Origin of the sequence: Streptomyces sp. NPDC048106, assembly GCF_040706415.1 — a bacterium.
In the GTDB taxonomy this organism is placed as follows: Bacteria; Actinomycetota; Actinomycetes; order Streptomycetales; family Streptomycetaceae; genus Streptomyces.
In genome coordinates, this window is the sequence record NZ_JBEZND010000011.1 from 93,352 (window position 1) to 118,431 (window position 25,080).

Sequence of the window (25,080 nt, forward strand, 5' to 3'; positions counted from 1 at the left end):
CTCGCCTCACCCGGTGACGACGCCGCGCCCGGTGGGCGAGTGGAGCTGTTCGCGGGCCTGCTGACCGCAGTGCGCGCAGACGACGGCGGCCGTGAAGCCGTGGCCGCAGGCGTGCTGGAAACGCATCGGCGGGTCCTCGGCGTTCAGATGCCGGTCGCCCCAGGCCATGAGGGTGAGCAGCACGTCGCCGAGTTCCTCGCCCGCCTCGGTGAGGTGGTACTCGTAGCGCGGGGGATGCGCGCTGTAGGGCTCGCGGCGGACGATGCCGGTGGCCTCCAGCCTGCGCAGCCGGGTGGTGAGGATGTCGCGCGGCGCCCCGGTGTTGCGCGCGATCCCCTCGAAGCGCCGTACGCCGTGGCTGAGTTCACGCACGACGAGGAGGGTCCAGCGCTCCCCCACCAGGTTCAGGGTGTCGGTGATGGAGCATTCCCGGGGCGGCATGGCGGCTCCCCCTCAATTTTTCGGTCCTGCGTGCGTCCGGCGTTCCTGCCCGCGAGGATAACCCGGCGTGATCTGCGGGCGGTTGCCGGGTGCGCCGGCTGCGGGCCGGACAGGCGGGGCGCCGGCACCTTCGCGGGGCGTGCGCGGCCGCGGCCCGCCCCGGCCCCCGTTTTCTTCATCAACTGGCCTTGGGTTTCGGCGAGTTACCTACTCCTGTGCACGCGGGTGACGCTACGGTGTCGGCCTGGCGAGTCGGTGGGCGGGAGCCGGCGAGGACCGGTCGGGGCCGGGGGACGAGGGATTCATGCTGACGTGGGTGCAGGCCACGGCGTGCGGCGCGGGGGGCGGCCTGATCGTCGAGGCGGTGGTCACCTTCGGGCGGCTGCACGCCTGGCAGCAGGCGCGGCACACGGCGAGGTCGGCGGGGCGGCGGTTACCGCGGCTCGGGAAATTCATCGATCCGCTCGCGGACCCGCTCGCCGCGCTCTTCCGGCTGGCCCTGGGCGGCGCGGCCGCCTGGCTGCTGCACGACGAGATCACCGGGGTGTACGCGGCCGTGACCGTCGGAGCCTCCGCGCCCGCGCTCCTGGCCCAGCTGGGCCGGGCGACCACCGCGGCCGAGGCCCTGCAGGGCGAGCCCGGCCGGCAGATCGGCCCGCCCCCGGACTCAGCGAGCGGCGCGGGGAGCGGCGGGGTGGTGCCGGGGGTGGCGCAGGGTCTGCCGGCCCGCAAGGGGAGGGCGTCGTGAGCGCCCCTTCCCTCGCCCGGCGCGGCTGGGACTCGTTCACCGGCCGGCCGCGTGCGGGCCGGGTGCGCACGGTGGGGCGCGCCCGCCGCGGATACACCCTGTGGCAGCGGCTGTGGGCGTCGTTCATCGGTGTCGACCTGCCTCCCGCCTGCGTGGGGCCGCGGGAGGCGCGCGGCGCGGCCCCCGCCCGCCCGGCCCTGGTCCCGGATGCCCACTGGGCGGACCGGGTGATCCGGGCGGAGGGGACGGGCCGGGTGGAGGTGGTGGCCGCGTCGGGCGCGCAGGCCGGCGCGGGCACCGTGTCCGGGCGGTCTGGGGACGGGTGGTTCGCGCTGCCCGCGCTCGGGCAGGCCTTCGGGCTGACCGCGGCGGGAGGTGACGCGGTGCTCCTGGAGGCGCCGTCACCGGACGGCGCCGCCGCGTTCCTCCTGCGCGCCGAGCAGAGCGCCCAGCCCGAGTACCGGCTGGAGGTGGTCGTGCACGGCGCCGAGACCGCCCGTCCGCTGATGGCCTGCCTGCGCTACCCCGTGGCGGGCGGCGGCGAACACACGCTGCTGGTGCCGGTGGCGGCGGCCCGGTTCGGGCCCGCCGCCTCGCTGGTGCGGCTGCCCGGTTTCGACCCGGTCCCGGCGTCGGCGCGGTGGTCGGCGCGGGGCCCCGAGCCGGTGACCCCCGCACTGTCCTGGGACGCCGCGACGGTGGCCGTCTCGGTGCGGGCGGCGCTCAACGAAGCGACCCGTCAGGCCTGGCGCGCGGTGCGGGAGCAGGCCGGGGACGAACTGCGGGCGGCCATCGACGGCGGGCTGTCATGACGGCCGGCACCCAGGGCCCCGCGCGGGCGCCCCGGGAGGGCGCGAGACCGCGGTCGCCCCGGACCTGGCGGCGCCGCCCGGATGCCGGGCCGCCTCCCCTCGCGCAGCGGGCGGCCCTGGAGGGGGTGCTCCACGGCGCGGCCAGCCCGCAGGCGGCCCTGCGGGAACTGCTCGGGCCCCGGCAGCTGTGGTGGCAGTGCTGCGGCGAAGCGGCCCGCACCGACCCCGCCTGGCTGGTGGGGGAGCGCGGCGGGCAGCTGCTGGCCTGGCTGGAGTCCACCGCGGCGGACCGGGCGGCAGACACCGTGACGGCGGCCGAGCACGCCTGGCTGCTCGCCCGGGCCCTGGCCGCGGCCGGCACCGGGGAACCGGAGCGGCTGGCCGGGATGTGGGAGCGCGGCGGGCTCGTCCCGGCCGGCTGCGCCGACGGGCCGGCGCAGCCGTCCGGGAAGGGACTCGCGCAGCTGTCCCCGGACCTGGCGGGCAGGCTGAAAGCCGTCGTCGACCATCTCCAGGCGCTGCCCGCCGCCACGGCCGGGGCGGCGGGCGTGCTGGTGATCGGGGCGCTGCTGATGGCCGGGGTGGAGCCGCGCCGGCGGGGCGTGGTCAGTGTGCCGGTGGTGTTCGGGCGCTCGGCGGGCGGTGGGGCGGCCGGGGCGGAAGGCGTCACGGGGGTGCTGGAACTGCGGGAGTTCCCGCCGGGCCCGGCGGGGCTGTATCCCGATCCCCGGGCGATGGCGGGCACCGCCAGCCCGAACGGGCAGTTCGCGGCCTCGCTGGTGCACGCGTGGCACGCGGCCGGCAGCCGGCGCGAGGGGCGGTGCGTGCTGTGGCGGCTGGTGCTGTCCGACACCGGGCTGCCTCCCGTGCGGGTCCAGGGCCCGTCGCTGGGCGCGGCGTTCGCGCTCGGGCTGCGGGAGCTGCTGCGGCATCCGCCGTCCGGGCGGCCCGGCGGGGCCTGGCTGCGCGATGTCTTCTACGGGCTGCGGCCGCGGACCGCGGTGACCGGTGCGCTCGACGGAGGTGAGCGGCTGCTCCAGGTCAGCGACATGGACGCCAAGCTGCTGGCCGCGCGCCGCATGAGGCTGCGGCTGGTGGCCCCCGAGGCGAACCGGCTCGATGTCGTCAAGGCGCCCGAGCCCGGCGACGTGCGGTTCGCGGCGACGCTGCGGCAGGCCGGCCGCTACGCCCGCAGGTACCGCACCGGCCGGCTGGCCGTCGCCCTGGCCCTGGTGGTCACGGCCGCCTCGACCGGTGCGCTGGTGACCCGGCAGGACGCGGCGGCCACCCGGCGGCTGACGACCGCGCACCGGCTCGCCGAGGTGTCCCAGGGCCTGCTGCGCAGCGATGTCGCTCTGGCGGAGCTGTTCGCGGTGCAGGCCTACCGCTACCACCCCGACACGCTGACCCGTGCCGCGCTGTTCCAGGCGGTCACCGCCAGCCCTCATCTGGCGGGCAGTGTGCAGGCGAGCGGGCGGATCTCGGCCACGGCGGGTTCGGGCGACGGGCGGGTCCTGTTCGCCGGGACCGCGCAGGGCGCGGTGGAGCGGTGGACGCTTGCCGGCTCACGGGCCGCACCGCGCCTCCGGCTGGGCCGGCTGCCCGCCTCCGTCGTTTCCGTCGCGGCCGACACCAGCGGCCGCACGGTCGCCGCGATCGACCACGACACGGTCCGGGTCTTCTCCCACACCCGGCCGGGCACGGCCCCGCGCATCCCCGCGGGGCAGCGCCCCACGACGGTGGCGGTCTCCCCCTCGGGCCGCTTCACCGCCGTGACCACCACGAGCGGGACGTTCGGCGACCCGCCCACGCTGTGGGTGCTGGACCGCACCACGGGCCAAACCCGCCATCTCGCCCTCCACCTGGACTTCGACGCCAGTGCGCTCGCGTTCTTCGGCGACGCGGGCCTGGTGGCGTTCGAAAGCGGCGACGGCTCCTGGGAACGGGTCGCGCTGCCGGCGCTCACCCGCAGCGCGGGCAGCACGCTGAGCTTCGGAACGTACAACCAGGCGTCCGCGCTCGCCCCGGACGCAAGCCACTTCACCTACAGCAACGGCGGCCCGTCCCTGCCGGTGTGGCCGTCCCGGGGCACCCCCGACATCGACAGGCCCCCGCTGAGGGCGCAGACCAGGATCGGTCACCCGGCAACGGCGCTGGCGCTGAGCGCCGGGGGGACCTGGACCGCCGAGGCCGTGGGCAGCAGCATCTACGTGTCCCGGACCGCCGCGTCCGGGCAGACGCCCGCCGCCGCACTGGCCCTGACCGGAGCGGGCACCGTCTCCCGGGACTCCCTCGCCTTCCTCGCAGGCGACGGCCCGCGGCTGATCTCCGCCTCCGGCGACACGCTGAGCCTGTGGGACCTCGCCCAGTACTCCCGGATCGCGCAGGTGACCCGGGCCCCCATCCCCCCGGGGTGCCCCGGCTGCGGCGCGCCCCGGCTCACCCTCTCCCCCGACGGCCGCTTTGGGGCGGTCATCGACGGCCCCGGCACCACGCTCACGGTGCTGGGGCCGGACACGGCCGGCGCCGGGGGGACGCCCCTCGCCCGCAGTGCCTCGCTCACCGACGGCGAGGGCTATGCCGTCGCCCTGTGGCGGCGCGACAGCCGCGGCCTCATCGTGGTCTCCCCCCAGGACGGCAGCGCGAAAACCCTCTCCCCCACCAGCCTGCGCACCACCGGCACCTGGCAGCCGGTGCCGTATCCGCTGCAACTGACCGATTCCGCCTACCTGGTGCAGTACCTGCCGGGCGGCGGGCAGGTGGCCGAGATCGACGACTCGGGCACCATCCGCCTGCGCGACGCGGCGAGCGGGAAGGTGCTGCGCCGCATCGACGGGCCCCGGGACATGGCCTCGACCGGCCGCGGCGCCTCCGCGCAGCCCTCCCAGGGGTGGGCGGCCCTGGACGCGCAAGGCGCCCACGCGGCCGTCATCGACCCGGGCTCCGTGGACGGCCCGGCCGCGCGGGTGATCGTCACCGACACCGCCACGGGCCGCTCACGGCAACTGCCGGGAACCAGCCCCCAGGGCGTCGCCTTCGCCGGGCAGCGCCTGCTCGTCCAGCGCGAGAACGGCAACCTGGAGGTGTGGACCGCCGCCGGCGACCGGCGCCTGGACCGCCTCGAAGGCGCCGACCCTACGAATGTGGGCCCGGTCGCCGCGGGAGACCTGGTCGCCGAGAAAGCGGACGACGACAGCGTCCAGCTGACCGACCTCGCCTCCGGGCACCCCTTCGGCACGCTCACGCTGCCACCCGGCAGCAGGGCCCCCTCGACCGGGCTGGCGTTCTCCGCCGACGGCGGCGAACTGGTCACCGCGACCGAGTCCCAGGACGCCGGCGATACGGGCACCCTGCTCGTGTGGCGGCTGGAAGCCGACTCCTGGACCCGCGCCGTGTGCTCCTCCGTCGGCCCGGAGCTGACCGGCGCCCTGTGGCGGCAGTACCTCGGCTCCGGCGCCCCCACGGACCTGCGCTGCCCGGCATGACCTTGACCCCGACGTCTCCCGGAAGGCTGGTGCCCATGCGCTCGGTGGTCCGCGTCCTCGCCGCTCTCGCCGCCCTCACGCTCCCGCTCGCCGGATGCGCCGGCACCCCCCGCCGCGCCGCCCCCGCACACGGCGCCACCCCCACCGCCGCCGTGCCGCGCCCGCCCCGCGGCATCGAGCTGCCCGGCAACTCCTGGCCCAGCAAGATCGCCATGGCACCGGACGGCACCCTGTGGGCGGTGGAAGGCTCCATCGGTTTCCTGGCGTCGGTCAGCCCGGGCGGCCGCGTCACGCAGCACCGCCTCGCCGGCCCCGCGGACGCCCCCTCGCTCGACCCCGGCTACCTCGCGATCGCCTCCGACGGCACCGTCTGGTTCAGCTGCCCGCTCGGCCTCGGCCGCCTCACACCCGACGGGAAGGTCACCCTCTTCCACGACCCGCCGCTGGTGTACGGCTCGCCCTACGCCCTCACGGCGGGTGCCGACGGCTCGTTCTGGTACGGCGGCACCACCTCCGACGGATGGCGGCTGGTCCACGTCACGCCTTCGCTGTCGGTGTCCCACATCAGCGTCCCGCTGCACCAGGCCGGGCCGGCCATCACCGGGCTCGCCTTCGGTCCGGGCGGCCGGCTGTGGTTCACCTCCTCCCCCAGCGGCGGCGAAAGCGGCAAGGTCGGCTACGCGGACGCCGGCGGGCACACCAGGGTCTGGCCGACCGGCAGCCCGTTCCTCTCCTCGATCGTCCCCGGCCCCGACGGGGCGCTCTGGTTCGCCGAGACCGACGCCATCGCCCGGGTCACCCCCGAGGGCACGATCTCCTACCACCGCGCGCCGGCGATGAAATACACCCGGGGGCTCGTCACCGGCCCCGGCCGCGCCCTGTGGTTCGCCACCGCCTCGTCCGTGGGCCGGATCACCATGACCGGCCGCATCACGCTCTGGCCGGTCCCCGGCGCCCAGCAGCTCACCGACCTCGTCTACGACACACACCGCCACGGATTCTGGCTCGCCGACGCCAGGGCCGCCGTGCTGCGCTGGTTCCCGGTGCCGTCCTGAGACGGACGCCGACGGCCTCCTCGCCCGGGGCCGGCGTGGATCTTCGTCTGTGTGCCGGCGGCCGGCGTACGGCTTCCCGCCGCGTGGGGTGGGTCAGGGGGCGGTGGGGTCGAGCCAGTCGCCGGTCGGGGAGCCGAAGCGGCCGCCGGCGTGGTCGAAGATGATCTCGCCGCGGCGGATGGTGGTCTCGGCCCGTCCGGTCAGGGTCCAGCCTTCGTAGGCCGACCAGCCGCATTTGGACTGGATGGTGTCGGGGCCGGGGCACCAGGTGGCGTCGGGGTCGAGGACGACGAGGTCGGCGTCGTGGCCGGGGGCGATGCGGCCCTTGCGGGCGGCGAGGCCGAAGAGTTCGGCGGGGCGGGCCGAGCACAGGGAGGCGACGAGGGGCAGGAGGTCGTCCAGGTGCCGGTGGGGGTGGCGGCGGCGCAGGCCGGTGAGCAGGACGGGCAGCAGTTCCTGGACGCCGGGCAGGCCGGGGGGTGCCTCGGCCGGCGGGCGGGTCTTCTCCTCGATGGTGTGGGGGGCGTGGTCGCTGCCGACGGTGGCCAGTTCGCCGGTGGTCAGGGCGTGCCAGAGGCGGTCCTGGTCGGCCTGGGTGCGGATGGAGGGGCTGATGCGGGTGCGGGCGCCGGTGCGCTGGGTGTCGGTGTGGGTGAAGGAGAGGTGGTGGGGGGTGGTTTCGAAGGTGACGGGCAGGCCGGTGTGGCGGGCGGCGGCGAGCAGGTCGCATTCCTCGGCGGAGGAGACGTGCAGGATGTGGGCGTGGGTGCCGTGTTCGCGTACGAGGTCGAGGATGCGGGCGACGGCGACGATGGCGCCGCTGCGGGGGCGGCGGGTCTCGTAGTCGCGGTAGGTGCGGGGGGCGGCGAGGTAGTCGTCGAGGAGGTGGAAGACGGTGGTGTCCTCGGCGTGCAGGACGACGCGCAGGCCGCGGTCGGCGCAGGTGGCGAAGATGCGGCTGAGGGTGGCGTGGTCGTGGATGACGTCGGGGGCGGTGTGGTGTCCGGCCATGAACACCTTGACGGAGGTGGCGATCCGGGGGTCGAGGTCGGTGAGGTGGCCGATGGTGTGGGGGGCGACGCCCATGTGGAAGCGGTAGTCGACCAGGGAGGTGCCCTTGATGAGGTCGGCTTTGGCGTGGGCGGCTTCGGCGCTGTGCAGGGGCGGTTGGGTGTTGGGCATGTCGATGACGGTGGTGACGCCGCCGGCCGCGGCGGCGCGGCCGGCGTGGGCCCAGTCTTCTTTGTGGGTCAGGCCGGGGGTGCGGAAGTGGACGTGGGAGTCGATGAGTCCGGGCAGGACGTAGCGGCCGCGGGCGTCGACGCGGGTGGCGGCGGCCGGGGTGGGGGTGGTGGGGGGCAAAAGGGCGGTGATGCGGCCGGCGTGGACGGCGATGGTGGCGTCGTGGACGCCGTCGGGGGTCACGAGGCGGCCGCCTTCGACGACGAGGTCGCAGGGCGGGGTGTGCGGGGCGGGGGTCAGGCGGTCCATTGGGTGGTCACCAGCTCTCGGCACAGGTCGTTGGTGGGGCCCATGAGGGCGATGGCGCGGGCGTCGCGGCTGATCCGGTTGACGGGGTGGGCGCGCAGGAAGGCGGCGCTGCCGATGAGGCGCTGGGCTTCCAGGCAGACCTCTTCGGCGAGGGCGGAGGCGGCGGTCTTGCTGTGCAGGGTGAGGGTGCCGGGATCCGGGCTTTCGCGGCGGCCGGCGCTGTCGACGATCGCCCGTGCCTGGGCGACGCGGGCGGCGAGGTCGGCGAGGCGGTGGCGCGGGGCCTGGGGGACGGCGGGGCCGTTTTTGAGGGTGTGGGCCAGGGCGAGCCGGTAGGCGGCTTCGGCGATGCCGACGGCGACGGCGCCGAGACTCGCGCCGCTTTCGCGGACGCCGCGGATGATGTCGGCGGCTTTGCCTTCGGGGCCCAGGACGGCGTCGTCGGGGACGGTGCAGGCGTCCAGGGTGACGGTGCCGGTGGCGGAGGCGCGCATGCCGACCAGGTCCAGGCTCGCGTGGGCGGTGATGCCGGGGCGGTCGGCTTCGACGAGGAAGAAGGTCTGTCCGTCGCGGCCGTAGGCGCTGTCGCCGGCGGGGGGCCGGGTCTGGGCGAGGACGAGGTAGAGGTCGGCGAGGCCGGCGCCGGTGGTGAAGGCTTTGGTGCCGTCAAGGCGCCAGCCGCCCGGGACGCGCCGGGCGGTGGTCTGGATGTTGCGTTTGTCGGCGCCGGCGCCTTGCTCGCTCCAGGCGGAGGCGGCGAGCCAGCGGCCGTCGGCGAGGCGGGGCAGGCAGCGTTCGCGTTGTGCGCTGGTGGCCCATTCGGTGATGCGGGCGCTGACGGCCCAGTGCTGGAAGAGGATGATCGCGGCCGACGGGTCGGCTTCGGCGACCAGTTCGGCCAGGCGGTTGATGAGGGGTGCGGTGCCGTCGTGGCCGCCGTAGGCCTGGGGGACGGCGGTGGCCAGGAGGGGGCTGGCGCGCAGTGCGGCCAGGGCGGGGGCGGGCAGGCGGGCGTGGGTGTCGGCTTCGGCGGCGTGGGTTTTCAAGGTGGTGAGCAGGCCGGTGTGGCGGGCGGCGAGCCGGGTGCGGGAGGGGAGGTGGGTCAGGTCCGTGGCGGCAGGCACAGGCCGACCTCCTTGCGTGTCTCGGGGTGCCTGGTGGGGATGCGGAGCGGGCCGGTGAGGATGCGGGCGCGGCGGCCGTGGACGCTGGTCCGGGTGAGGGCGGGGCCGGCCGGGGTGGGGGTGGTGGTCACGGTGACGGTGCGGGGGCCGCCGGGGGTGTGCATCTCGATACGGCGGCCACGGTCGGGGTCGTGGGGGTGGGGGCGGGGGGTGAGGCGGGCGGGCAGGGTGTGGTCGAGGGTGGCGGCGACGGCGAGGCAGACGGCGCCGGTCAGGGCGAGGGTGGGGTGCCAGGCGGGCACGGACAGGGCCCGCACCGTGAGGGGGCCCGGCGGCCAGCCGCCGATGGCGGCGATCTTGGGGAAGGCGCCCGTGGGGGGCCGGCCCAGAAGGCGGGCCGCGGCCGCCCGGATGCCGCGCAGCTGGCCGAGGACGTCGTCGCCGGCGGTGAACAGGGCCGGGCGGCCGGTGAGGCCCAGGTCGGCCGCGTCGACGAAGACGTAGGGGTTGCCGGCGCTGACGAGGGAGGCTTCGACACTGCGCCGGCCGGTGGTGAGGCGGTCCACGGGGTTGCCGGTCGGCAGCAGGCTGGACAGGAGGGGCGCGGGGGTGTGGACGAAGTGCAGGCTCAGTTCGGCTTCGTGGTGGGCGGGCGTGTCCGTCTCGCAGACGACGTGGTCGTCGTTGTTGGCGACGTGGACGCGGACCGGCCGGCCCGGCGCGAAGGGGACCAGGTGGTGGCGGGCGGCGGCCAGGGCGGCGCAGGCCAGGGAGTGGCCGCAGTTGCCGGTGGTGTCGAACCGGCCGCCGGGCAGGCACTGCACGAAGCGGAACTCGAGGTCGCGGCGGGGGCGGCGGGAGGGGGCCACGAGGGCGATCTTCAGGACCTGTGCCCGGCCGGTGCCGGCCAGCCAGCGCCGTACGTCCGCCAGGCGTGCGAGCAGGGCCGGGCCGTCGTCCGGCAGGGTGCGGGCGGGCAGGACGAGGGTGGGGCAGGGGGCGCCGTCGGCCTGGGCGAGGTATCCGATCACCGGTGCGCCTCCCGGCCGGCTCCCCCGCCCGGGCCGGCCGGGAGGGCGGCCGCGGGGGCGGGAGGGAAGTGGTCGAGCCACAGCTGGTGGACCAGCAGGGCCCAGATCGCCAGGGCGGCGCGGTTGGACGGCGTTTCGGCCTGCTCGGTGAACAGCCGCTGGACGCGGGCCGCGTCGAGCTGGCCGGCGCGGCGCAGGCGGGCGGTGGACAGGACGTCGCGGGCGTGGCTGAACAGGGGGGTGCCGGGGCGGAGCATGGCGGTGACGGGCAGGGTGAAAGGCTGTTTGGGCCGCCCCAGGACCGCTGGGGGCAGATGGCGGGCGGCGGCGGTGTACAGGACGTCCTTGCCGCGGCGGGGGGTGACTTTCAAGGCGGCGGGAAGGGCGCGGGCGTAGTGCTGGACGGCTGGCTGGCAGTAGGGCAGGCGGACTTCGACGGCGGCGGCCATGGACATGTGGTCGACGCGGCGCAGGTCGTAGGCGGGCATGCGGGTGCCCGTCTCGAAGCGGGTGAGGATGTCCAGGCGGCGATCGCCGCCGGCCGCCTGGTGGGGTGGTGGGGTCTGGGATTCCTCCTGGGCGGCCAGCAGGCCGGCCAGGCGTTCGCCGGCCGGGCCCCGGTCCTTGACGAAGGCCCGGTAGTCGGCCGTGTACAGCTCTTCGCGCAGCACCTGGGGGACGGCGGCCAGGGCGTCGGTGTAGCCGGTGCTCCAGGGCCGGCCGGGGGGGATGGTCAGGGCGTGGCGTACGCGGTCGTAGCCGGCGAGGAGTTCGTCGGCGGCGTCCCCGGTGAGGGCGACGGTGAAGCCTGCGCCGCGGATGGCGCGGAACAGGGCGAGGGAGGGCAGGGTGATCGGGTCGGCGTTGGGCTGGCCGAGGTGGCGTACGACGTCGGGCAGCAGGTCGGGCAGGGTGGCCGGGTCGAGTTCGACCTCGTGGTGGTGGGCGCCGATGCGGTCGGCGACCTGGCGGGCGAAGTGGCGTTCCTCGCCGGGCCAGCCCTCGCCTTTGTAGCCGATGGTGAAGGTGTGCAGGGCGGGGTGGGCTTCGGCGGCGAGGGCGGCGACGAGGCTGGAGTCCAGACCGCCGCTGACGACGGCGGCGACGGGGACGTCGGCGTGCAGCAGGCGGTGCACCTGCCGGCGCAGCCGGGCCAGCAGGCCCTCGGCCGCCTCGGGGCCCGCCTCGGGGCCGGGCGGGAGGCCGGGCTGGGCGGGGGTGGTGCGCCGGATGAGGCGGGGGCCGCGGGTGGGGGTGGCGATCAGGGTGGATGCCGGGGGCAGGACGCGGATGTGGTCGAACATGGTCTGCTCGCCGAAGGGGGTCTTGGTGGCGAGGTACTCCTCCAGGCCCGCCTCCCAGGCGCGGGCGGTGACGGCGTCGAAGGCGAGCAGGGCGGGCAGTTCGGAGGCGAAGCTGATCCGCTGGTGGTGCGCGTCGTGCTGGTAGTAGAGGGGTTTCATGCCCATGTCGTCGACGGCGAGGACGAGGGTGGGCTCACGGCGGGTGTCGACGACGGCGATGGCGTACATGCCGTCGAGGTGGTCGGTGAACGCCGTTCCGTACTCGGCGTACAGGGCGGGCAGGAGGGAGCCGTCGCAGTGGCCGGGGATGTGGTGGCCGCGGGCGCGCAGGCGGGCACGCAGTTCGGTGTGGTTGTAGATCTCGCCGTTGAAGACGACGGTGATGTGGTCGCCGAGCCGGTAGGGCTGGTCGCCGCCGTGGGGGTCCATGACGGCCAGGCGGTTGCTGCCCAGGGCCCAGCCGGGGCCGGTGGCCCAGGTCTGGGCGTCGGGGCCGCCGTGGTGCTGGGCCGCCGAGACGGCGCTCAGTTCGCCGGGACGGGTGGGGGTGTTGAACTGTCCGTGGATGCGGCACATGGGCCGGTCACCGGACTTCGCCGGGCACGCCGGCCCGGGCGTAGAGGACGGGGTCGAAGGGGGTGGGGCCGCCGCAGGTGACGAAGCGGTCGCCGGGGTGGGTCTCGGGCAGGCGGGTGCCGTGGGGGACGCCGGGGCGGGCGAAGAGGATGTCGCCGGCGCTCGCGTCGATCCAGCGGTCCTTGAGGTAGAGCTGTCCGCTGCCGTCGAAGGCGATGAACGCCTCTTCGCTGTCGGGGTGGACGTGGACGTTGAAGTACTCGCCGGGGCGCATCATGCCGCAGTGCAGGCACAGCTGCGGGGTGCCGGTGCCGGGCCAGAAGACGAAGTTCATCGTGGCGGTGCGTTCGCTGGCCTCGTCGTGGCCGGTGCCGGTGAACCCGGTCAGCTGGGTCTCGTCGTTGTCCAGGGTGCTGAACCTGCGGGGGGCGGCGCCGTGGCGGCGGCCGGGCAGCAGGCGGGAGCGCCATACGTAGGCGACGAGTTCCCCGCCGTCGCCGGCGGTCAGGGCGCACGGGTCGCCGGTGGGGGCGTACAGGGCGCTGCCCCGGGTGAGGGGGGCGCTCTGGGTGCCGCAGCGGCCGTGGCCGGTGCCGGAGAAGACGACGGCGATGTTCTCCTCGCCGCTCGTCTCGGGCGGCTGCCAGGAGGCGTTCGCCGGGATACGGACGACGTCGAGGCGGATGGTCTCGGCGCCGGTGTGCGGGCCGACGGCCTGGGCGACGTGGCAGTCTCCGGCGGGGCGGAAGTCCAGGTCGGCGGCCTTGAGGACGGCTCCGTGGGCGGGGTGCCCGGCGCTGGGCCGGGTGGCGGGGCTAGTCATGGTCGGCGAGCCGGCCGCCGGTGGCCCAGTGGGAGCGCTCGACGTCGCGGACGATGACGGTGACGGCCTGCACGGGGCAGTTCGCGATCCGTGCGACCGTCGCCGAGACCTCCTCGACCAGTTCCTTGCGGGCGTCGCCTTGCCGGCCGGCCCACCAGTCGACGGTGACCACGGGCATGGGGTTCTCCTTGTCCCGAAACGGTTGGCCCCGCGGGCGCGGGGGTGTGACTGAGAAGAAGAGAAAAGAGAAAAGAGAGCGAGGGGTGAGGGTGGGGGTGGGGGTGGGAGTGGGAGCGGGCAGAGGGGGGTGGGGTCAGACGACGTCGGCGGACAGGCCGGCCGAGCGGTACAGGGTGGGGTCGTAGGGCACGGGGCCGCCGACCGAGATGAACCGGGCGCTGTCGTCGGGGCCTTCGGGGTGGCGGGTGCCGTGCAGGACGCCGGCCCGCGCGAAGACGCCGTCACCGGGGCCCATGTCGAACCAGGTGTCGCCGAGGAAGAACTGGCCCTGGCCGTGCAGGGCGAACAGGGCGTCCTCGGCGCCGGGGTGGCCGTGGATGTTGAACGTGTGCCCGGGGGCGGCGACGCCGGTGTTCACGCACAGGTAGGCGCAGCCGTTGCCGGGCCAGTGCGGGAAGTTCATGTAGGCGCGCTGCTCGCTGTCCACGGGGGCGATCTCGCCGGTGCCGGCGAAGTCCCGGATCCCGGCGGAGGTGTCGTGCACGGTGTTGAACAGGGCGGGCGCGGTGCCGCGGGGGGCGCCCTCGGGGAGGTCGCCGCGCCAGAAGTACACCGTCAGTTCCTCGCCGGCGGCGGTGAAGGACACGGGCAGGCCGGTGGGCGCGTACGCGGTGGAGCCCTGCTCGACCTGCCGGGTCTCGGCGGCGATGCGTGCGGTGCCGCTTCCGGTGAAGACGACCGCGGTCACTTCCTGTCCGGTGTAGCCGGCGGGTTCCCAGCTGGCGTGCGGGGGGATGCGGACCACGTCGACGCTGACGTGGTCGGCGCCGGTGTGGGGGCCGACGGGGCGGCTCACCCACACCCCGTCCACCTTGTCGAACTCCAGTTCGCTGCTGCGGATGAGGATGCCGTAGTCCTTGTAGGCGCTCATGGGTGTTTCTCCTTCACGGAAGTTTTCCGGGGGGTTTGGGGGGTGGGGGTTCGGGGGGTGGGGTCAGGGGGCGACGGGTTCGGCGAGGCGGCGGGTGAGGACGTCGGCGTGGGCGTCGGGGGCGTCGGTCAGCATGCGGTCGAGGGCGGGCAGCAGGTCCTCGCCGTGGGTGGCGAGGTAGAGGGGGAAGGAGGGGCGGCCGCCGGCTTCCCGGAGCTGGGCGAGGAGGTCGCCGGGCAGGGGGGCGACGGCGTCGAGGTTCACCTTCGACATGCCGAGGAACTGCGGGAAGGGCTCGTTCTCCCCGATGCGGTCGAGGAAGGGGGCCAGGACCGAGGCCATGGCGGCCTCGTAGCCGGCCATCCGTTCGGTGCCGATGGTGGCGCTGAGCTGGAGCCGGTAGGAGTGCCACAGGTTGAGGTAGTTGGGGCAGATCAGGGTGGTGCGGATGTCGTGGGGGTCGGGGGCGGGCAGGCCGGCGGCCTCGGCGCGGTCCGCTTCGCGTAGTTCCAGGTCGTCGCCGATCACGCGCAGCGTGAGGTCGTTGTCGTACATCGCCTCCCGCCACAGCGGCAGGGAGGCCGCGGTCAGGGAGTGGACGTTCATCAGGTCCAGGGGGATCTCGACGGTGGCGTGCGGCAGGTGGAGGCCGACTCCGCGTTCCAGGCCGAGGCGGTAGAGCATGGCGAAGTAGGCGTAGTTCGTGGCGTGCCCGGCCAGGTGGAGGGCTTCGCGGTCGGCGGGTGTCATCCCGGGCTCGTCCGGGTCGATGGAGGGGACGGGCTGGGCCAGGAGGATCTGGTGTTTGAAGCGGGGCTGTTTGCTGAACAGGGGGACGCGGACCAGGCGGCCGTGGGTGTCGCGGCGCCACCACACGTGGGGTTTCCACCGGTTGTCGCTGAGGTTGTTGTGGGTCAGCAGGGTGCGCAGGTGGCTGGCCCCGCCGGCGTCGGTGCCGGTTTGTCCCCGGGTCATCAGGCGCAGGCAGAACCAGGGGAAGGTGAGCATCGGCGCGAAGGCGTTCATGGCGACGTGGGTCGAACTGTGGACCACCATGGGCGAGTTGATGAACCGGTCGAGGGAGGTGTCGTCCCAGCCCAGCAGCCGTCTCATCCGTTCCCGCTCGCTCGCGGGGGCGTGGTGGACGCGGTCCTCGCAGGAGCGGACGAAGTCCGCCAGGCGCTGGCGGCGCCGGCGTACCTCGCTCCCGGGCGTGCCGGCGGGGCGGAACGCGGCGAGGGTGTCACGGAGGGTGGGGTGCATGCGGGAACCCTTCAGGTGTGGTGGTACCGGAGGTTCACGGTCAGCGGCACACGGCCGGCCCCGGCGCGGTGCGCGGGCGGCCGGGGCGGGGCGCGGGCGGCGCACGGGGGGGCGCGGGCGGCCGGGGCGGAGTGCGCGGGCGGCGGCGTGCGGGGGGGCGCGGCCGGGCGGGTGGCGTGCCGGGGGGTGCGGGCGGCGGCGTGCGGGGCGGCCCGCCGGGGGTGGGAGTGGCGGTCGGTGGCCGGGGTGTGTGCAGGGGTGCGGGGGTGTGTGGGTGGGCGGGGGGTTGTGGGTTGTGGGTTGGGGGTCAGTGGGGGGCGGGTTGGGGGGGCCGGGGGGTGAAGGGGCGGGTGCGCTGGGCGTGGGCGGCGACGGCGGGGGCGGCGGCGCCGGCGGCGGCCAGGGCCAGGCCGAGCAGGAGCCAGCCCAGGGGGCCGTAGCCGAGGATGACGAACGTCGTCACCGCGGGTGTCAGCGCGGTGCCCAGCTGGGAGGTCAGCCCGAACATGCCCTGGTACTGGCCGTGCGCGTGTTCGGGTGCCAGGTCGTACGACAGGGCCCAGGAGCCCGCGCTGTAGAGGAGTTCGCCCGTGCTCTGGGCGACGACGCCGGCGGTGAGCAGCAGGGCCGCCCACCACACGGGGCCCGTTGCGGCGGCGGCGAAGGCGGTGCAGCAGGCCGCGAGCCACAGTCCCGAGCGGCGCAGCGCCCTGGCTCCGGTGGGTACGTCGGTGACGCCTCGGCTGGCGGGGATCTGGCAGAGGACCACGAGGGCGGTGTTGACCAGGAGGAACGCGGAGAAGGCGGCGGAGGGGACGTGGGTGTGCCGGGTCATCCAGATGGGCAGGGCGATGTTGAGCATGCCCGCGTTCATGATCAGTACGGCGTTGAGCAGGCCGACGTTCATGTAGCCGCGGTCGCGGAGCACGATCCAGCGGGGTGCGCCCTCGGGTGCTGCCTCGGGGGGCGGGTCGGGGATCGGGAGCAGGAGCAGGCCGGAGAGGAGGAAGAGGGCGCCGCCGGCGGGGAGGGCCGCGGTGTAGGCGGCGGGGGTGTCGGCGGCGATGACGAGGCCGCCGGCCAGCGCGCCCGCGGAGAAGGCGGCGTTGGTCACCGCGCGCAGGTAGGCGCGGGTGCGGATGCGCTGGTCGCGGGGGACGGCGGTGGCGACGAGGGCGCCGCGGGCGGCGGTGGACGCGGAGTCGGCGACCGCGACCGCGGCCGCCGCGGCGAGGAATCCGGTGAAGGTGTGGACGGCCGCGTAGCCGGCGATGGCCAGGCCCTGCAGGATCAGGGCGGCGACGGCGACGCGGCGGGTGCCCAGGAGGTCGGCGAGGCGTCCGGCGGGGACGCTGGCGGCCATCGCGGCCAGCGCGGCCAGGGTCAGGGCGAGGCCGACCTTCCCGGCGGGCAGGTTCTGGCGGCGGGTGAAGTACAGGACGACGACGGTGACGACGATGCCGTTGCCGATGCTGCGGCTCAGGGTGCTCGCGGCCAGGGCCCGTTCGGCTCCGGGGGCGGGCAGCATCCCGCGCAGGCGGCCGGCCGGGCGGGGTGCGTTCACCGGACGGCCCGGGGAGCGGGACCGGACGGGACGGCCACGGGGGCGGGACCGGCCGGGGCGGCCACGGGGGCGGGGCTGCCGGCCGGGGCGGCCTCGGGGTGGGCGGGGCCGGCCGGGGCGGCTGCGGGGGTGGTGGGGTGGGCTGGGGGGTGCTGCTCGCACTCGGTGTGGGTGAAGAACCAGTGCGCGAGGTCTTTGACCCGTTGTTCGGTCTGTTCTTCGGTGGTGCCGCTGACGACGGCGAGGCCGGCGCGCAGGTGGGAGGCGACGGTGATGTCGGGCATGAGGCCGCCGGGGGCGATCTCGACGTGGGCCTGGAGGACTCCGGGGCGGGCGAGGGTCTGGGCGTGTGAGGGGATGCGGCGGACGGTGCCCGGGGGTGCGGGCAGGTTCATCCCGGCGAACACGACGCCGTCGGGGTGGACGGGTTCCCGGGTGAGGGCGGGCGGGCGGCCCAGGACGGCGCGGGCCCATTCCTCGCGCAGGTCGACGCCGAAGGCGAGGCGGACCACCTCGTCGGTCCGGCCGCCGCCGACGCGGGCCGCGCACTCGCCGAACACCAGGCGCTCGCCGTCCTGGAACATCTCCAGGTGGAAGGGGCCGTCGGGGTAGTCGAGGGCCTTGAGCGCGGCGGAGGTCAGCGCGCGTGCCCCGGTGTAGAGGGCGGGGTGGCGGGCGGGGGGCAGCACGATGTGGGCGACCAGTCCGCCGTCGTGGACCTCGATGAGGTTGTGCACGTAGCGGGAGACGGACAGTACGAGCAGGTGCCCGTCGCGGACGATGCCGTCGAGCTGGAACTCGGTGCCGGGGATGTACTCCTCCAGCAGCCAGGGGCCGGCGCCGTCCTTGCGCAGGGCGGTGACGGCGGTGCGCAGGCTTTCCGCGCCGGTGATCAGGAAGGTGTTCTTCGCTCCGCCGCCGTCCAGGGGTTTGAGGACGCTGCGGGGGGCGGCGGGGGGCACCCGGGCGGTTTCGGGCTGCTCGGTGACCGTGCAGCCGGCGACGGGCAGGCCGGCCCGGCGGACGAGGGTTTTCTGCAGGGCCTTGTCCCGCATCGCCAGCATCCGCACCGCGCGCGGCCCCCCTCCCCCACCACCCGCGCCACCCGCGCTGTGGGGGGTGGGGGTGGTGGCCTGGCGCAGGTCGTCGAGGATCTGGGCCGGGACGATGCAGTACTCAAGGACGCTGCAGATGCGGGTGAAGGAGTCAAGGGGCAGGCCGTCGCGGGCCAGGCCGGCCAGCACGTGCTGGGGGCTGGCCGGGTCGGGCACCACGACGGTGCGGGCCACGGTGTCGCCGGCCCGGGCCGCGGCGGCGTCGCGGGGCGCCACCACGCAGGTGACCTCGGCGCCCTCGCGTGCCAGCGCGGCCACGGCCCTGGGCATCCAGCCGACGTGGAGGACCGGTGGGTGCTCGGTCATCAGTCGATACCCCGCACGATGTGCGCGTCGTCCGGGTCGTCGGGGTAGCCGGCGAGGTGGAGGGGGCGGGGAGCGATCCACAGGCCGCGTGCGCAGACCTCGCCGAGCCCGGAGGGCACCGCCTGCGCGGGCGCGGTGGCGGTTTCGGGGGCGGCGGGGTGCGGCGGGGTGCCGGGCGGGGGGGTGCCGGGGGCGGATGCGGTGCGGTCCAGGGGGGTCATCGCTCGTTCCTCCTCAAAAAGGGGGGGGTGCCTGTTCCGGTCAGTTCAGTGCCTGTGCCTGTGTCTGCGCGGGGGCGGGGGTGCGGGCGCCGGGCCGGGCGGCGAGGATCACGGCGCCGGCGACGGCGACGACGGCGGCCGAGCCCCACATGACGGCGGGTGCGTGGCCCGCGCCCAGGCCGAGACCGCCCAGGACGAGGACCAGCGTGTTGGCGCTTCCGGTGAGCTGTTCCATGCGGACGGTCACCCGGCCCCGGGCGGGGCCGTCCAGGGCGGACAGGCCGTCCTGGGTGAGCGGGCGGGCCGCTCCGGCGCCCAGGCCCAGCAGGGCGATCGCGATGACCACGGGGGCCAGGCGGGACGTCGTCGCGAGCAGGACGAGGGAGGCGGCGACCGAGGCGAGGGTGGCGGCCAGCAGCAGCGCGGCCGGTGCGGTGCGCAGCAGCCGGGCCGTCCAGCGGGCGACGAGCAGGGCCGCGATGTTGAACACGGCCAGCAGGATGCCGAACAGGGCGAGGGAGACCTTGGTGCGCACGAACAGCAGGTAGGGGATGAAGCCGACGAACGCGGCCAGGGCGACGCCGCGCAGGCACACGTAGTAGGCGATCCACCAGCCCGCGCCGCCCGTCCAGCCCCCGCGCCGCACCGGCGTGCCGGCCGTGCCGGGGGTGGGGCGGGTGGCGGGGAGCCGTACGGGGCCGATGCCGGTGGCGGCGGTGGCGGCGGCGGCGCAGGCGAGCGCGGACAGCAGGAACACGGTGAGCCGGGTGTGCTGGAAGAGCACGGCGCCGGCGATGCCGGAGACCATGACCACCGCGAAGATCCAGCTCTGGGTGCGGGCCTGGATCTTCGCGGCCCGTTCGCGGTCCGGTTCCAGGACGCCCACCAGGGGCGACTCGACGCTCGCGGTCAGCGCGTACCCGAAGCCGCTGAGGACCTGTCCTGCGACGAGGCCGGCGGTGCCGCCGGCGATGGTGCCGGTCAGCAGCAGGCCCGCGGCTTTGACGATCTCGCCGCCGACCAGGAGGGTGCGGGGGCCGAAGGCGGCGGAGAACCGGCCGACGAACGCTCCGCTGACCATCACGGTGAACCCGTACAGCGCCAGCAGGGTCTGGGCGAGGGCGATCCCGAGGTGGTGCAGGTAGAAGAAGGCGAACAGGACGGGCAGGTGGAAGTAGGCGCGGGAGATCAGCCGGTAGACGAACAGGGCGCGCAGGGCGCCGGGGCGCGGGGCGGCGCCCACCCCGCCCGGGGCGTCGTGCTGTCCGGGCGGGGTGGCGGGGGCGGGAGTACTCGTCACTGCATGGCTCCGCTGGCGGTGAAGTAGTTCCCGTCGGCGCCGCTTTGGGTGGTGAACACCGAGGAGGAGTCCTTCGCGCCGGGCAGCGGCAGGTGCACCGGGACCGGGGCGAGGCGGACCTGGCGGTCCTGGCCGCGCACCAGGAGGTCCTGGTAGGCGTCCCAGTCGCCGCCCGCGCACAGGTGGCGGTCGCCGGGGGCGCCGCAGCCCACCAGCGGCCAGGCGTCCGCGGCCGCGTAGTTCTGGAAGATGATGCGGCGCGAGCCGGTGGAGAGGTTCGGGCCGCTGGCGTGGACCGCGCGGACGTGGTGCAGGGTGATCGACCCGGCCGGCGCGGTCAGGCGCACGGCGTTGTCGAGCATGTCCTTGATCAGGGTGTGGTCCAGGGCGCCGGCGAACCGGCCGTTGTGGCTGTGGGAGTACACCTCGCCCAGGTGGGAGCCGGGCACGACCAGCAGCGGCCCGTTCTCCTCGGTCATGTCGTCCAGGAGCACCCCGACCGCGACGAGCGAGTCGTTGGTGTGCGGGTAGAAACCCCAGTCCTGGTGCCACTGGATGGCGTCCCCGGTACCCGAGGGCAGCTTCAGGTTGATCTTGCTGCCGTACAGGCGCAGGTCGTCGCCGAGGAGGTCGGCGACGATGTCGAGGATGCGGGGGTGGCGCACCGTGCGGTCGTAGACCGGGTGGTGGCGGTGGGGCGACTTGACGCGCCGTACGTAGGGGCGGCCGTCGTGTTCACCGATGTCCAGGACGCGGCGGTCGGCGTTCTCGTCGCCGGCCTGGGCGGCGTAGCTGTCGGTGACGTCGCGCAGTTCCTGCAGTTCGGAAGCGCTGAGGACGTTCTCCACCACGAGGTAGCCCTTGGAGGCGTAGTGGTCGAGCTGGGTTGCGTCGAGAGCGTGCATGTCTCACCTCTGCGTCAGGAAAAGAGATGCGGGGCCGAAGCGGATGCCCCGGCCGGAAAACCGGACCGGCCCCGGTCAGGGACACCGGCCCGAGGGCCGGTCCCCTCCCGGAGGGGACCGGCCATCGGGAACGACTCGGATCGGTACGGCACCGGCCCCCCTGGGCCCGGGCGGAGCCGGCCGGTCCGGACCCCCGGCCGGCTCCGCCCGGAGGGCGGACCAGACCCGACCGGACCGGTGGAGCGGACCGGTGGAGCGGCCCACCCCCGAGGGGAGGACCAGACCGGACCGGACCGGACCGGACCAGGCCCTGCGGGGAGGGGCCGGCCGGGGCCGGCCCGCCCCCACGGGGTGGACCGGACCGGACCAGGCCCTGCGGGGAGGGGCCGGCCGGGGCCGGCCCGCCCCCACGGGGTGGACCGGACCGGATCCGGACCAGAGCGCGGACCGCCCCCTCCACCCGAGGGACGGACCGGACCAGACCGCGGACCGCCCCCTCCACCCGAGGGATGGACCGGACCGGACCGCTGCCCGGGACGGACCAGACCTGCCCGGACCAGGCCCCCTGAGGGGGGCAGACCCGAACCGAGGGTCGGCCCGCGGGTCGGTGGACCGGACCGGATCCGGACCGGCTCCCCATCCGGTCGTGGACCGGATGGGACCGGAGCGGAAACCGGCCCGCCCGGGGTGGACCGGACCGAGGGCCAGTCCCCCACCCGCAGGGGTGGCCCGACCTGGCCGGGGACCGGCCCCCGCCACCCGGGAGGGGTGGATCGGGCGGGTCCGGGTCCGTCCACCGGGGCGGGCCGGGCCGCTACCGGTGGGTGGCCCGTCCGGTCCCGGGTGACCAGACCGGCTTTGCCGAGGGTCGGCCCGTCCGCCATGGGCGGGCCGCCCGCCGGGGACCGGCCGGTCACCCAGGCGGGTCGGGCCGGTCCGCGACCCGCCCGCCCACCGGGAGCTGGGCCGGACCCCGGTCCGGGCCCGGCCCGTTACCCGGCTGGGCCGGACCCCGTTTCGGATCCGGCCCGTTACCCGGCTGGGTCGGACCCCGTTTCGGATCCGGCCCGTTGCCCGGGTGGGTCGGGCCCCGTTTCGGATCCGGCCCGTTGCCCGGGTGGGTCGGGCCCCGGCCGGTCCGTCCGGCCCGTTGCCCCGGCTCGGTCCGGGTCCGGTCCGGGTCCGGTCCGGGGCCGTCGCCGGGGGACGGGGGCGGGCTGTGGCCGTGGCGGGTGGCCGGGTCGGGGGCGGGTCAGGCGGTCGCGGGGACGGTGAGCTGTTCGGTGAGGAAGGCCAGGGTGCGCTTCCAGGCGAGCTGGGCCTGGGTCTCGTCGTAGGTGCCGAGGAGGTTCTCGTCGTTGTGGAAGGCGTGGCCGGCCGGGTAGAACTGCAGCTCGACGGGGGCGCCGGACTGGCCGCGGATCTGCCGGGCGAGGTCCTGGGCGCGCTCCGGCGGGGCGTAGGCGTCCTTCTCCCCGAAGTGGCCCAGGACGGCGGCCTTCATCCCGGAGAAGTCGGGGTCCTCGCCGGCGAAGACGCCGTAGAAGGGGACCGCCGCGGCGATCTTCTCCCCCGCGGCCGCGGCGAGCGCGAGGACGAAGCCGCCGCCCATGCAGAACCCGACGGTGCCCAGGGCGTCGCCCTCGACGGCCTCGTGTTCCAGGAGCCAGTCCACGGCGCCGACCAGGTCGGCGACGCCCTGTTCGAGGGGAAGGTCGCTCATCATCTTCCCGGCCTCGTCGGAGTCGTGGGTGGTGCGGCCGCCGAACAGGTCGGGGGCCAGGGCGACGAAGCCCGCCTGGGCCAGCCGGTCGGCCACATCGGCGATGTGGTCGGTCAGCCCCCACCACTCCTGGATGAGGATCACACCGGGTCCACGGCCGGAGGCGGGCAGCGCGAGATATGCGTGGATCTCTTTGCCGTTGCGGACGAAGTGCGTGTTCTGCCGTGCCTCGGGGGCGCTCATCGTGTGTGGTTCTCCTTGGAACGAATCCGGTGGCCTGGGCGGCTTCCGGAAGGGGTGCAGGGGTTCAAAGGGGGTCCGCCAGGGGCGGCAAAGTGTCAGCGGCTGGGTTCCAGAGCACGCTGCACGAGCAGCGCGGACAGCCGGCGCACGGAGTCCAGTGCGGGCAGGGCGGTGACCATCTCGCGGACCAGGCCGGCCTGTTCGGCGTCCAGGGCGCCGGCGGTGATCCGGGAGAACTTGCCCCAGACCTCGTCACCGGTCATCGGGTTCTGCGGGGTGCCGGTGGCGTAGCGGACACGGCGCTGGTAGGTGCGGCCGTCCGTGGTCGTGAGGGTGACGATGCCGCCCCAGTTCTCCGGGTACTCGGCCTCCGCGACGGGGTCGGTCTCGACCTTCACGCGGTCGGCGAAGTCATGGAAACGGGCGTCGGCGAGCTGCTCGTCGCTGTAGCTGTCCAGGCCGGGCAGCTCACCGTAGGCGGCCATCCCCAGGGTGAACTGGACACTGAACTGGCCGCCGAGGGGATCGACGGGATGCACGATCGTGCCGACGTGCACGGCACCGTGCGCGGACAGCCCCACCGTGACCTGGGCGACGTCCTGGGGGGTCAGGCCCTTTTGCCGCATCAGGAACTGGAAGGCCTCCAGCGGAGCGTGGATGAAGTAGCAGCAGTTGTAGGCCTTCAGGCCCACCTTCTCGATGATGTACCGCGTCCCGAGCTGGTCGGTCAGACGCTCGACGCTGCCCTTGTCGGCGAAGACGTTCACGAAGCCCTTCGCACCGTCCAGAACGGTCAGCGGCCCGGTCACGCCACGCCGGGCCAGGGCCACCGCACGGATCCCCGCGGTCGTCGGGATCGCGGTGTGGATCCGCTTGACCGACCCTCCGGACTGCGTGTACTCGATCAGGCCGCCGGAGAAACTGCCCGCGATCGCCAGCGACTGCGCCAGCTCGGCGGGAGTCTGGCCGTGCAGCAGACCCGCGGCGATCGCGGCCCCGAACGGACCCGCCGCCGGCGGCGTGTGATGACCCCGGCGCAGGCAGTCCGGCGACACCGCGTGCGCGGCCCGCAGCATGACCTCCAGCCCCGCCGCCGCGGCCCGCAGCAGCTCCTCCCCGCTGGCGTTGACCTCCTCCGCCACCGCCAGCGCGACCGGGATCACGACCGCACCCGCATGGGTCTGCACCATCTGGCACGTGTCGTCGAAATCCTGCCCGTGCCCGAACGTCGCGTTGGCGAACGCCGCGTGCTCGGCATGCGTCCGCAGGCCGTGGAACAGCACGGTCGACGATCCCGTCGCACCGAACTCGCGCACGTAATCGTAGGCCGCCTGACTCCACGGAAGACGCGAACAGGCCAGCTGAAGACCCATCTGATCGATGATCAGCTTCGTCACGTACTCCTGGACCGACGACGGAACACCGTCACGGTAGACCTGGTACGCGAACTCCGCGAGTGTTTCCGCCGCGGTGGCCCGGGATTCACTTCCCGAAGGTTCTTTCCGCTGTTCCGGAATGAACACTGTCACTCTTTTCCCTCCCCCTGGGGATCGACTGCACCCGCGCCCCGCAAAACCCACACGCTCAGGAGATCGCGAAGGCGCTCGACTGCGATATTCGCCGCAGGGAAAGAATCCGGTCAAGGTTGATCGCCGAATCAGCATCAACGAAAGCTGATACATACACGGAAGCCGGGAGGCACCACCCCCGGCGGCGAGCCCCCGGGCATCCGAAAACCGCACGGAACACCACGAAACAAAGCCCCGGAACAAAGACCGGGAACAAGAGGAACGACACCGTCACAGGACAAGGACAGGAAACCCGACGGAAACAAGCCCCCGGAAGAGAAACGGAACGACGCGCCCCGGACAGCACACAATCCCGGACCGGAAGACCACACCACCACCAGACCCGAACCAGACCCCCGCCGGCCAGACAGACCGCCCGGCACGACACGGACGGCACAGAACAAACCCGCCACCGAACAGACCGGGCCAGAGGCACGGCCCCGTGAGGACGAAAGCAGGACGCAGGAGGAGACAGACCGGGCCGGGCCGGGTGGCGTGGCAGGGCGCGGACGAGGAACAGGACCAGGCAGACAGGCCGGGCCAGGCGGCACGAGCCGGAGCGGACACGGGACAGCGCACGGAGCCGGGCGCGGGCCGGCACCGGGCAAAGCGGCATGGACGTCCACGGAGCAGGGCCGGCGCGGCCGGCACGGAGCAGGGCCGAGACCACGGCGGGCGGTGGGCCGAAGCCTTCGCGCGCGGCGCGGACCGGCCTGGAACGCGAAGCGAGACGGACACACAGGGAGCAGAACCGACGCGACGGGCGCGGCACGACGTGGCATGGACGCGCACGGAGCAGGACCGGTGCGCAGAGCGCGCGCCAAGGCCCGGGGCCGCGGCGTGCGACGGAGCGGAGCGATTGCGGCACGGG

General features: G+C 74.9%; 20 protein-coding genes. 4 read left to right on the top strand and 16 right to left on the bottom strand.

What is annotated here, in order from left to right:
- Nucleotides 1–6 precede the first annotated feature (6 nt).
- Complete coding sequence (locus tag AB0927_RS14385) at nt 7–441, bottom strand: helix-turn-helix domain-containing protein (RefSeq protein WP_366667878.1); 435 nt, start codon at nt 439–441, stop codon at nt 7–9.
- Nucleotides 442–745: 304 nt separating this feature from the next.
- Between AB0927_RS14385 and AB0927_RS14390 the strand changes: the two genes are divergently transcribed.
- Genes AB0927_RS14390 through AB0927_RS14405 form a run of 4 tightly spaced genes read left to right on the top strand, consistent with a single transcriptional unit; the run spans nt 746 to nt 6,541 of the window.
- Nucleotides 746–1,189 carry a hypothetical protein gene (locus AB0927_RS14390; protein WP_366667879.1) on the top strand — a complete coding sequence of 148 codons (444 nt, stop codon included), beginning with the start codon at nt 746–748 and terminating at the stop codon, nt 1,187–1,189.
- Nucleotides 1,186–2,001, top strand: a complete 816-nt coding sequence (locus tag AB0927_RS14395) for a hypothetical protein (protein ID WP_366667880.1) — start codon at nt 1,186–1,188, stop codon at nt 1,999–2,001. Before AB0927_RS14390 ends, AB0927_RS14395 begins: the two co-directional genes overlap by 4 nt.
- Nucleotides 1,998–5,486 carry a hypothetical protein gene (locus AB0927_RS14400; protein WP_366667881.1) on the top strand — a complete coding sequence of 1,163 codons (3,489 nt, stop codon included), beginning with the start codon at nt 1,998–2,000 and terminating at the stop codon, nt 5,484–5,486. Before AB0927_RS14395 ends, AB0927_RS14400 begins: the two co-directional genes overlap by 4 nt.
- The gene (locus tag AB0927_RS14405) at nt 5,483–6,541 is read left to right on the top strand and encodes a hypothetical protein (RefSeq protein WP_366667882.1); all 1,059 of its coding nucleotides are present in this window, start codon (nt 5,483–5,485) and stop codon (nt 6,539–6,541) included. The genes AB0927_RS14400 and AB0927_RS14405 overlap by 4 nt, the downstream gene beginning before the upstream one ends.
- A 93-nt stretch (nt 6,542–6,634) precedes the next feature.
- On the opposite strand, the gene AB0927_RS14410 is transcribed toward AB0927_RS14405, so the two are convergent.
- The 15 genes from AB0927_RS14410 to AB0927_RS14480 form a co-directional block, all read right to left on the bottom strand.
- The gene (locus AB0927_RS14410) at nt 6,635–8,032 is read right to left on the bottom strand and encodes a dihydroorotase family protein (RefSeq protein WP_366667883.1); all 1,398 of its coding nucleotides are present in this window, start codon (nt 8,030–8,032) and stop codon (nt 6,635–6,637) included.
- Nucleotides 8,020–9,156 (bottom strand): acyl-CoA dehydrogenase family protein, encoded by a 1,137-nt coding sequence (locus AB0927_RS14415; protein WP_366667884.1) that lies wholly within the window; start codon nt 9,154–9,156, stop codon nt 8,020–8,022. The genes AB0927_RS14410 and AB0927_RS14415 overlap by 13 nt, the downstream gene beginning before the upstream one ends.
- Nucleotides 9,135–10,187, bottom strand: a complete 1,053-nt coding sequence (locus tag AB0927_RS14420) for a PrpF domain-containing protein (RefSeq protein WP_366667885.1) — start codon at nt 10,185–10,187, stop codon at nt 9,135–9,137. The genes AB0927_RS14415 and AB0927_RS14420 overlap by 22 nt, the downstream gene beginning before the upstream one ends.
- Complete coding sequence (asnB, locus tag AB0927_RS14425; RefSeq protein WP_366667886.1) at nt 10,184–12,067, bottom strand: asparagine synthase (glutamine-hydrolyzing); 1,884 nt, start codon at nt 12,065–12,067, stop codon at nt 10,184–10,186. Before asnB ends, AB0927_RS14420 begins: the two co-directional genes overlap by 4 nt.
- A gap of 7 nt (nt 12,068–12,074) precedes the next feature.
- Nucleotides 12,075–12,890, bottom strand: a complete 816-nt coding sequence (locus AB0927_RS14430; RefSeq protein ID WP_366667887.1) for a cupin domain-containing protein — start codon at nt 12,888–12,890, stop codon at nt 12,075–12,077.
- Complete coding sequence (locus AB0927_RS14435; RefSeq protein ID WP_366667888.1) at nt 12,883–13,068, bottom strand: tautomerase family protein; 186 nt, start codon at nt 13,066–13,068, stop codon at nt 12,883–12,885. Before AB0927_RS14435 ends, AB0927_RS14430 begins: the two co-directional genes overlap by 8 nt.
- A 135-nt stretch (nt 13,069–13,203) precedes the next feature.
- Entirely contained in the window at nt 13,204–14,001 is a 798-nt protein-coding gene (locus AB0927_RS14440) for a cupin domain-containing protein (RefSeq protein ID WP_366667889.1), read from the bottom strand.
- 63 nt (nt 14,002–14,064) lie between these two features.
- A complete protein-coding gene (locus AB0927_RS14445) occupies nt 14,065–15,264 on the bottom strand; it encodes a hypothetical protein (RefSeq protein WP_366667890.1) in 1,200 nt (399 codons plus the stop codon).
- 307 nt (nt 15,265–15,571) lie between these two features.
- The gene (locus AB0927_RS14450) at nt 15,572–16,828 is read right to left on the bottom strand and encodes an MFS transporter (protein ID WP_366667891.1); all 1,257 of its coding nucleotides are present in this window, start codon (nt 16,826–16,828) and stop codon (nt 15,572–15,574) included.
- Nucleotides 16,825–18,249, bottom strand: coding sequence for a hypothetical protein (locus tag AB0927_RS14455; RefSeq protein WP_366667892.1), 1,425 nt, complete (start codon nt 18,247–18,249; stop codon nt 16,825–16,827). The genes AB0927_RS14450 and AB0927_RS14455 overlap by 4 nt, the downstream gene beginning before the upstream one ends.
- Nucleotides 18,249–18,470 (bottom strand): hypothetical protein, encoded by a 222-nt coding sequence (locus AB0927_RS14460; RefSeq protein WP_366667893.1) that lies wholly within the window; start codon nt 18,468–18,470, stop codon nt 18,249–18,251. Before AB0927_RS14460 ends, AB0927_RS14455 begins: the two co-directional genes overlap by 1 nt.
- 40 nt (nt 18,471–18,510) lie before the next feature.
- Complete coding sequence (locus AB0927_RS14465; protein ID WP_366667894.1) at nt 18,511–19,770, bottom strand: MFS transporter; 1,260 nt, start codon at nt 19,768–19,770, stop codon at nt 18,511–18,513.
- Nucleotides 19,767–20,675 carry a phytanoyl-CoA dioxygenase family protein gene (locus tag AB0927_RS14470; protein WP_366667895.1) on the bottom strand — a complete coding sequence of 303 codons (909 nt, stop codon included), beginning with the start codon at nt 20,673–20,675 and terminating at the stop codon, nt 19,767–19,769. Before AB0927_RS14470 ends, AB0927_RS14465 begins: the two co-directional genes overlap by 4 nt.
- A gap of 1,252 nt (nt 20,676–21,927) precedes the next feature.
- Nucleotides 21,928–22,641: a dienelactone hydrolase family protein gene (locus tag AB0927_RS14475; protein ID WP_366667896.1), complete on the bottom strand. Its 714-nt coding sequence runs from the start codon at nt 22,639–22,641 to the stop codon at nt 21,928–21,930.
- A gap of 95 nt (nt 22,642–22,736) precedes the next feature.
- Complete coding sequence (locus tag AB0927_RS14480) at nt 22,737–24,323, bottom strand: MmgE/PrpD family protein (protein WP_366667897.1); 1,587 nt, start codon at nt 24,321–24,323, stop codon at nt 22,737–22,739.
- Between the last annotated feature and the right edge of the window lie 757 nt (nt 24,324–25,080).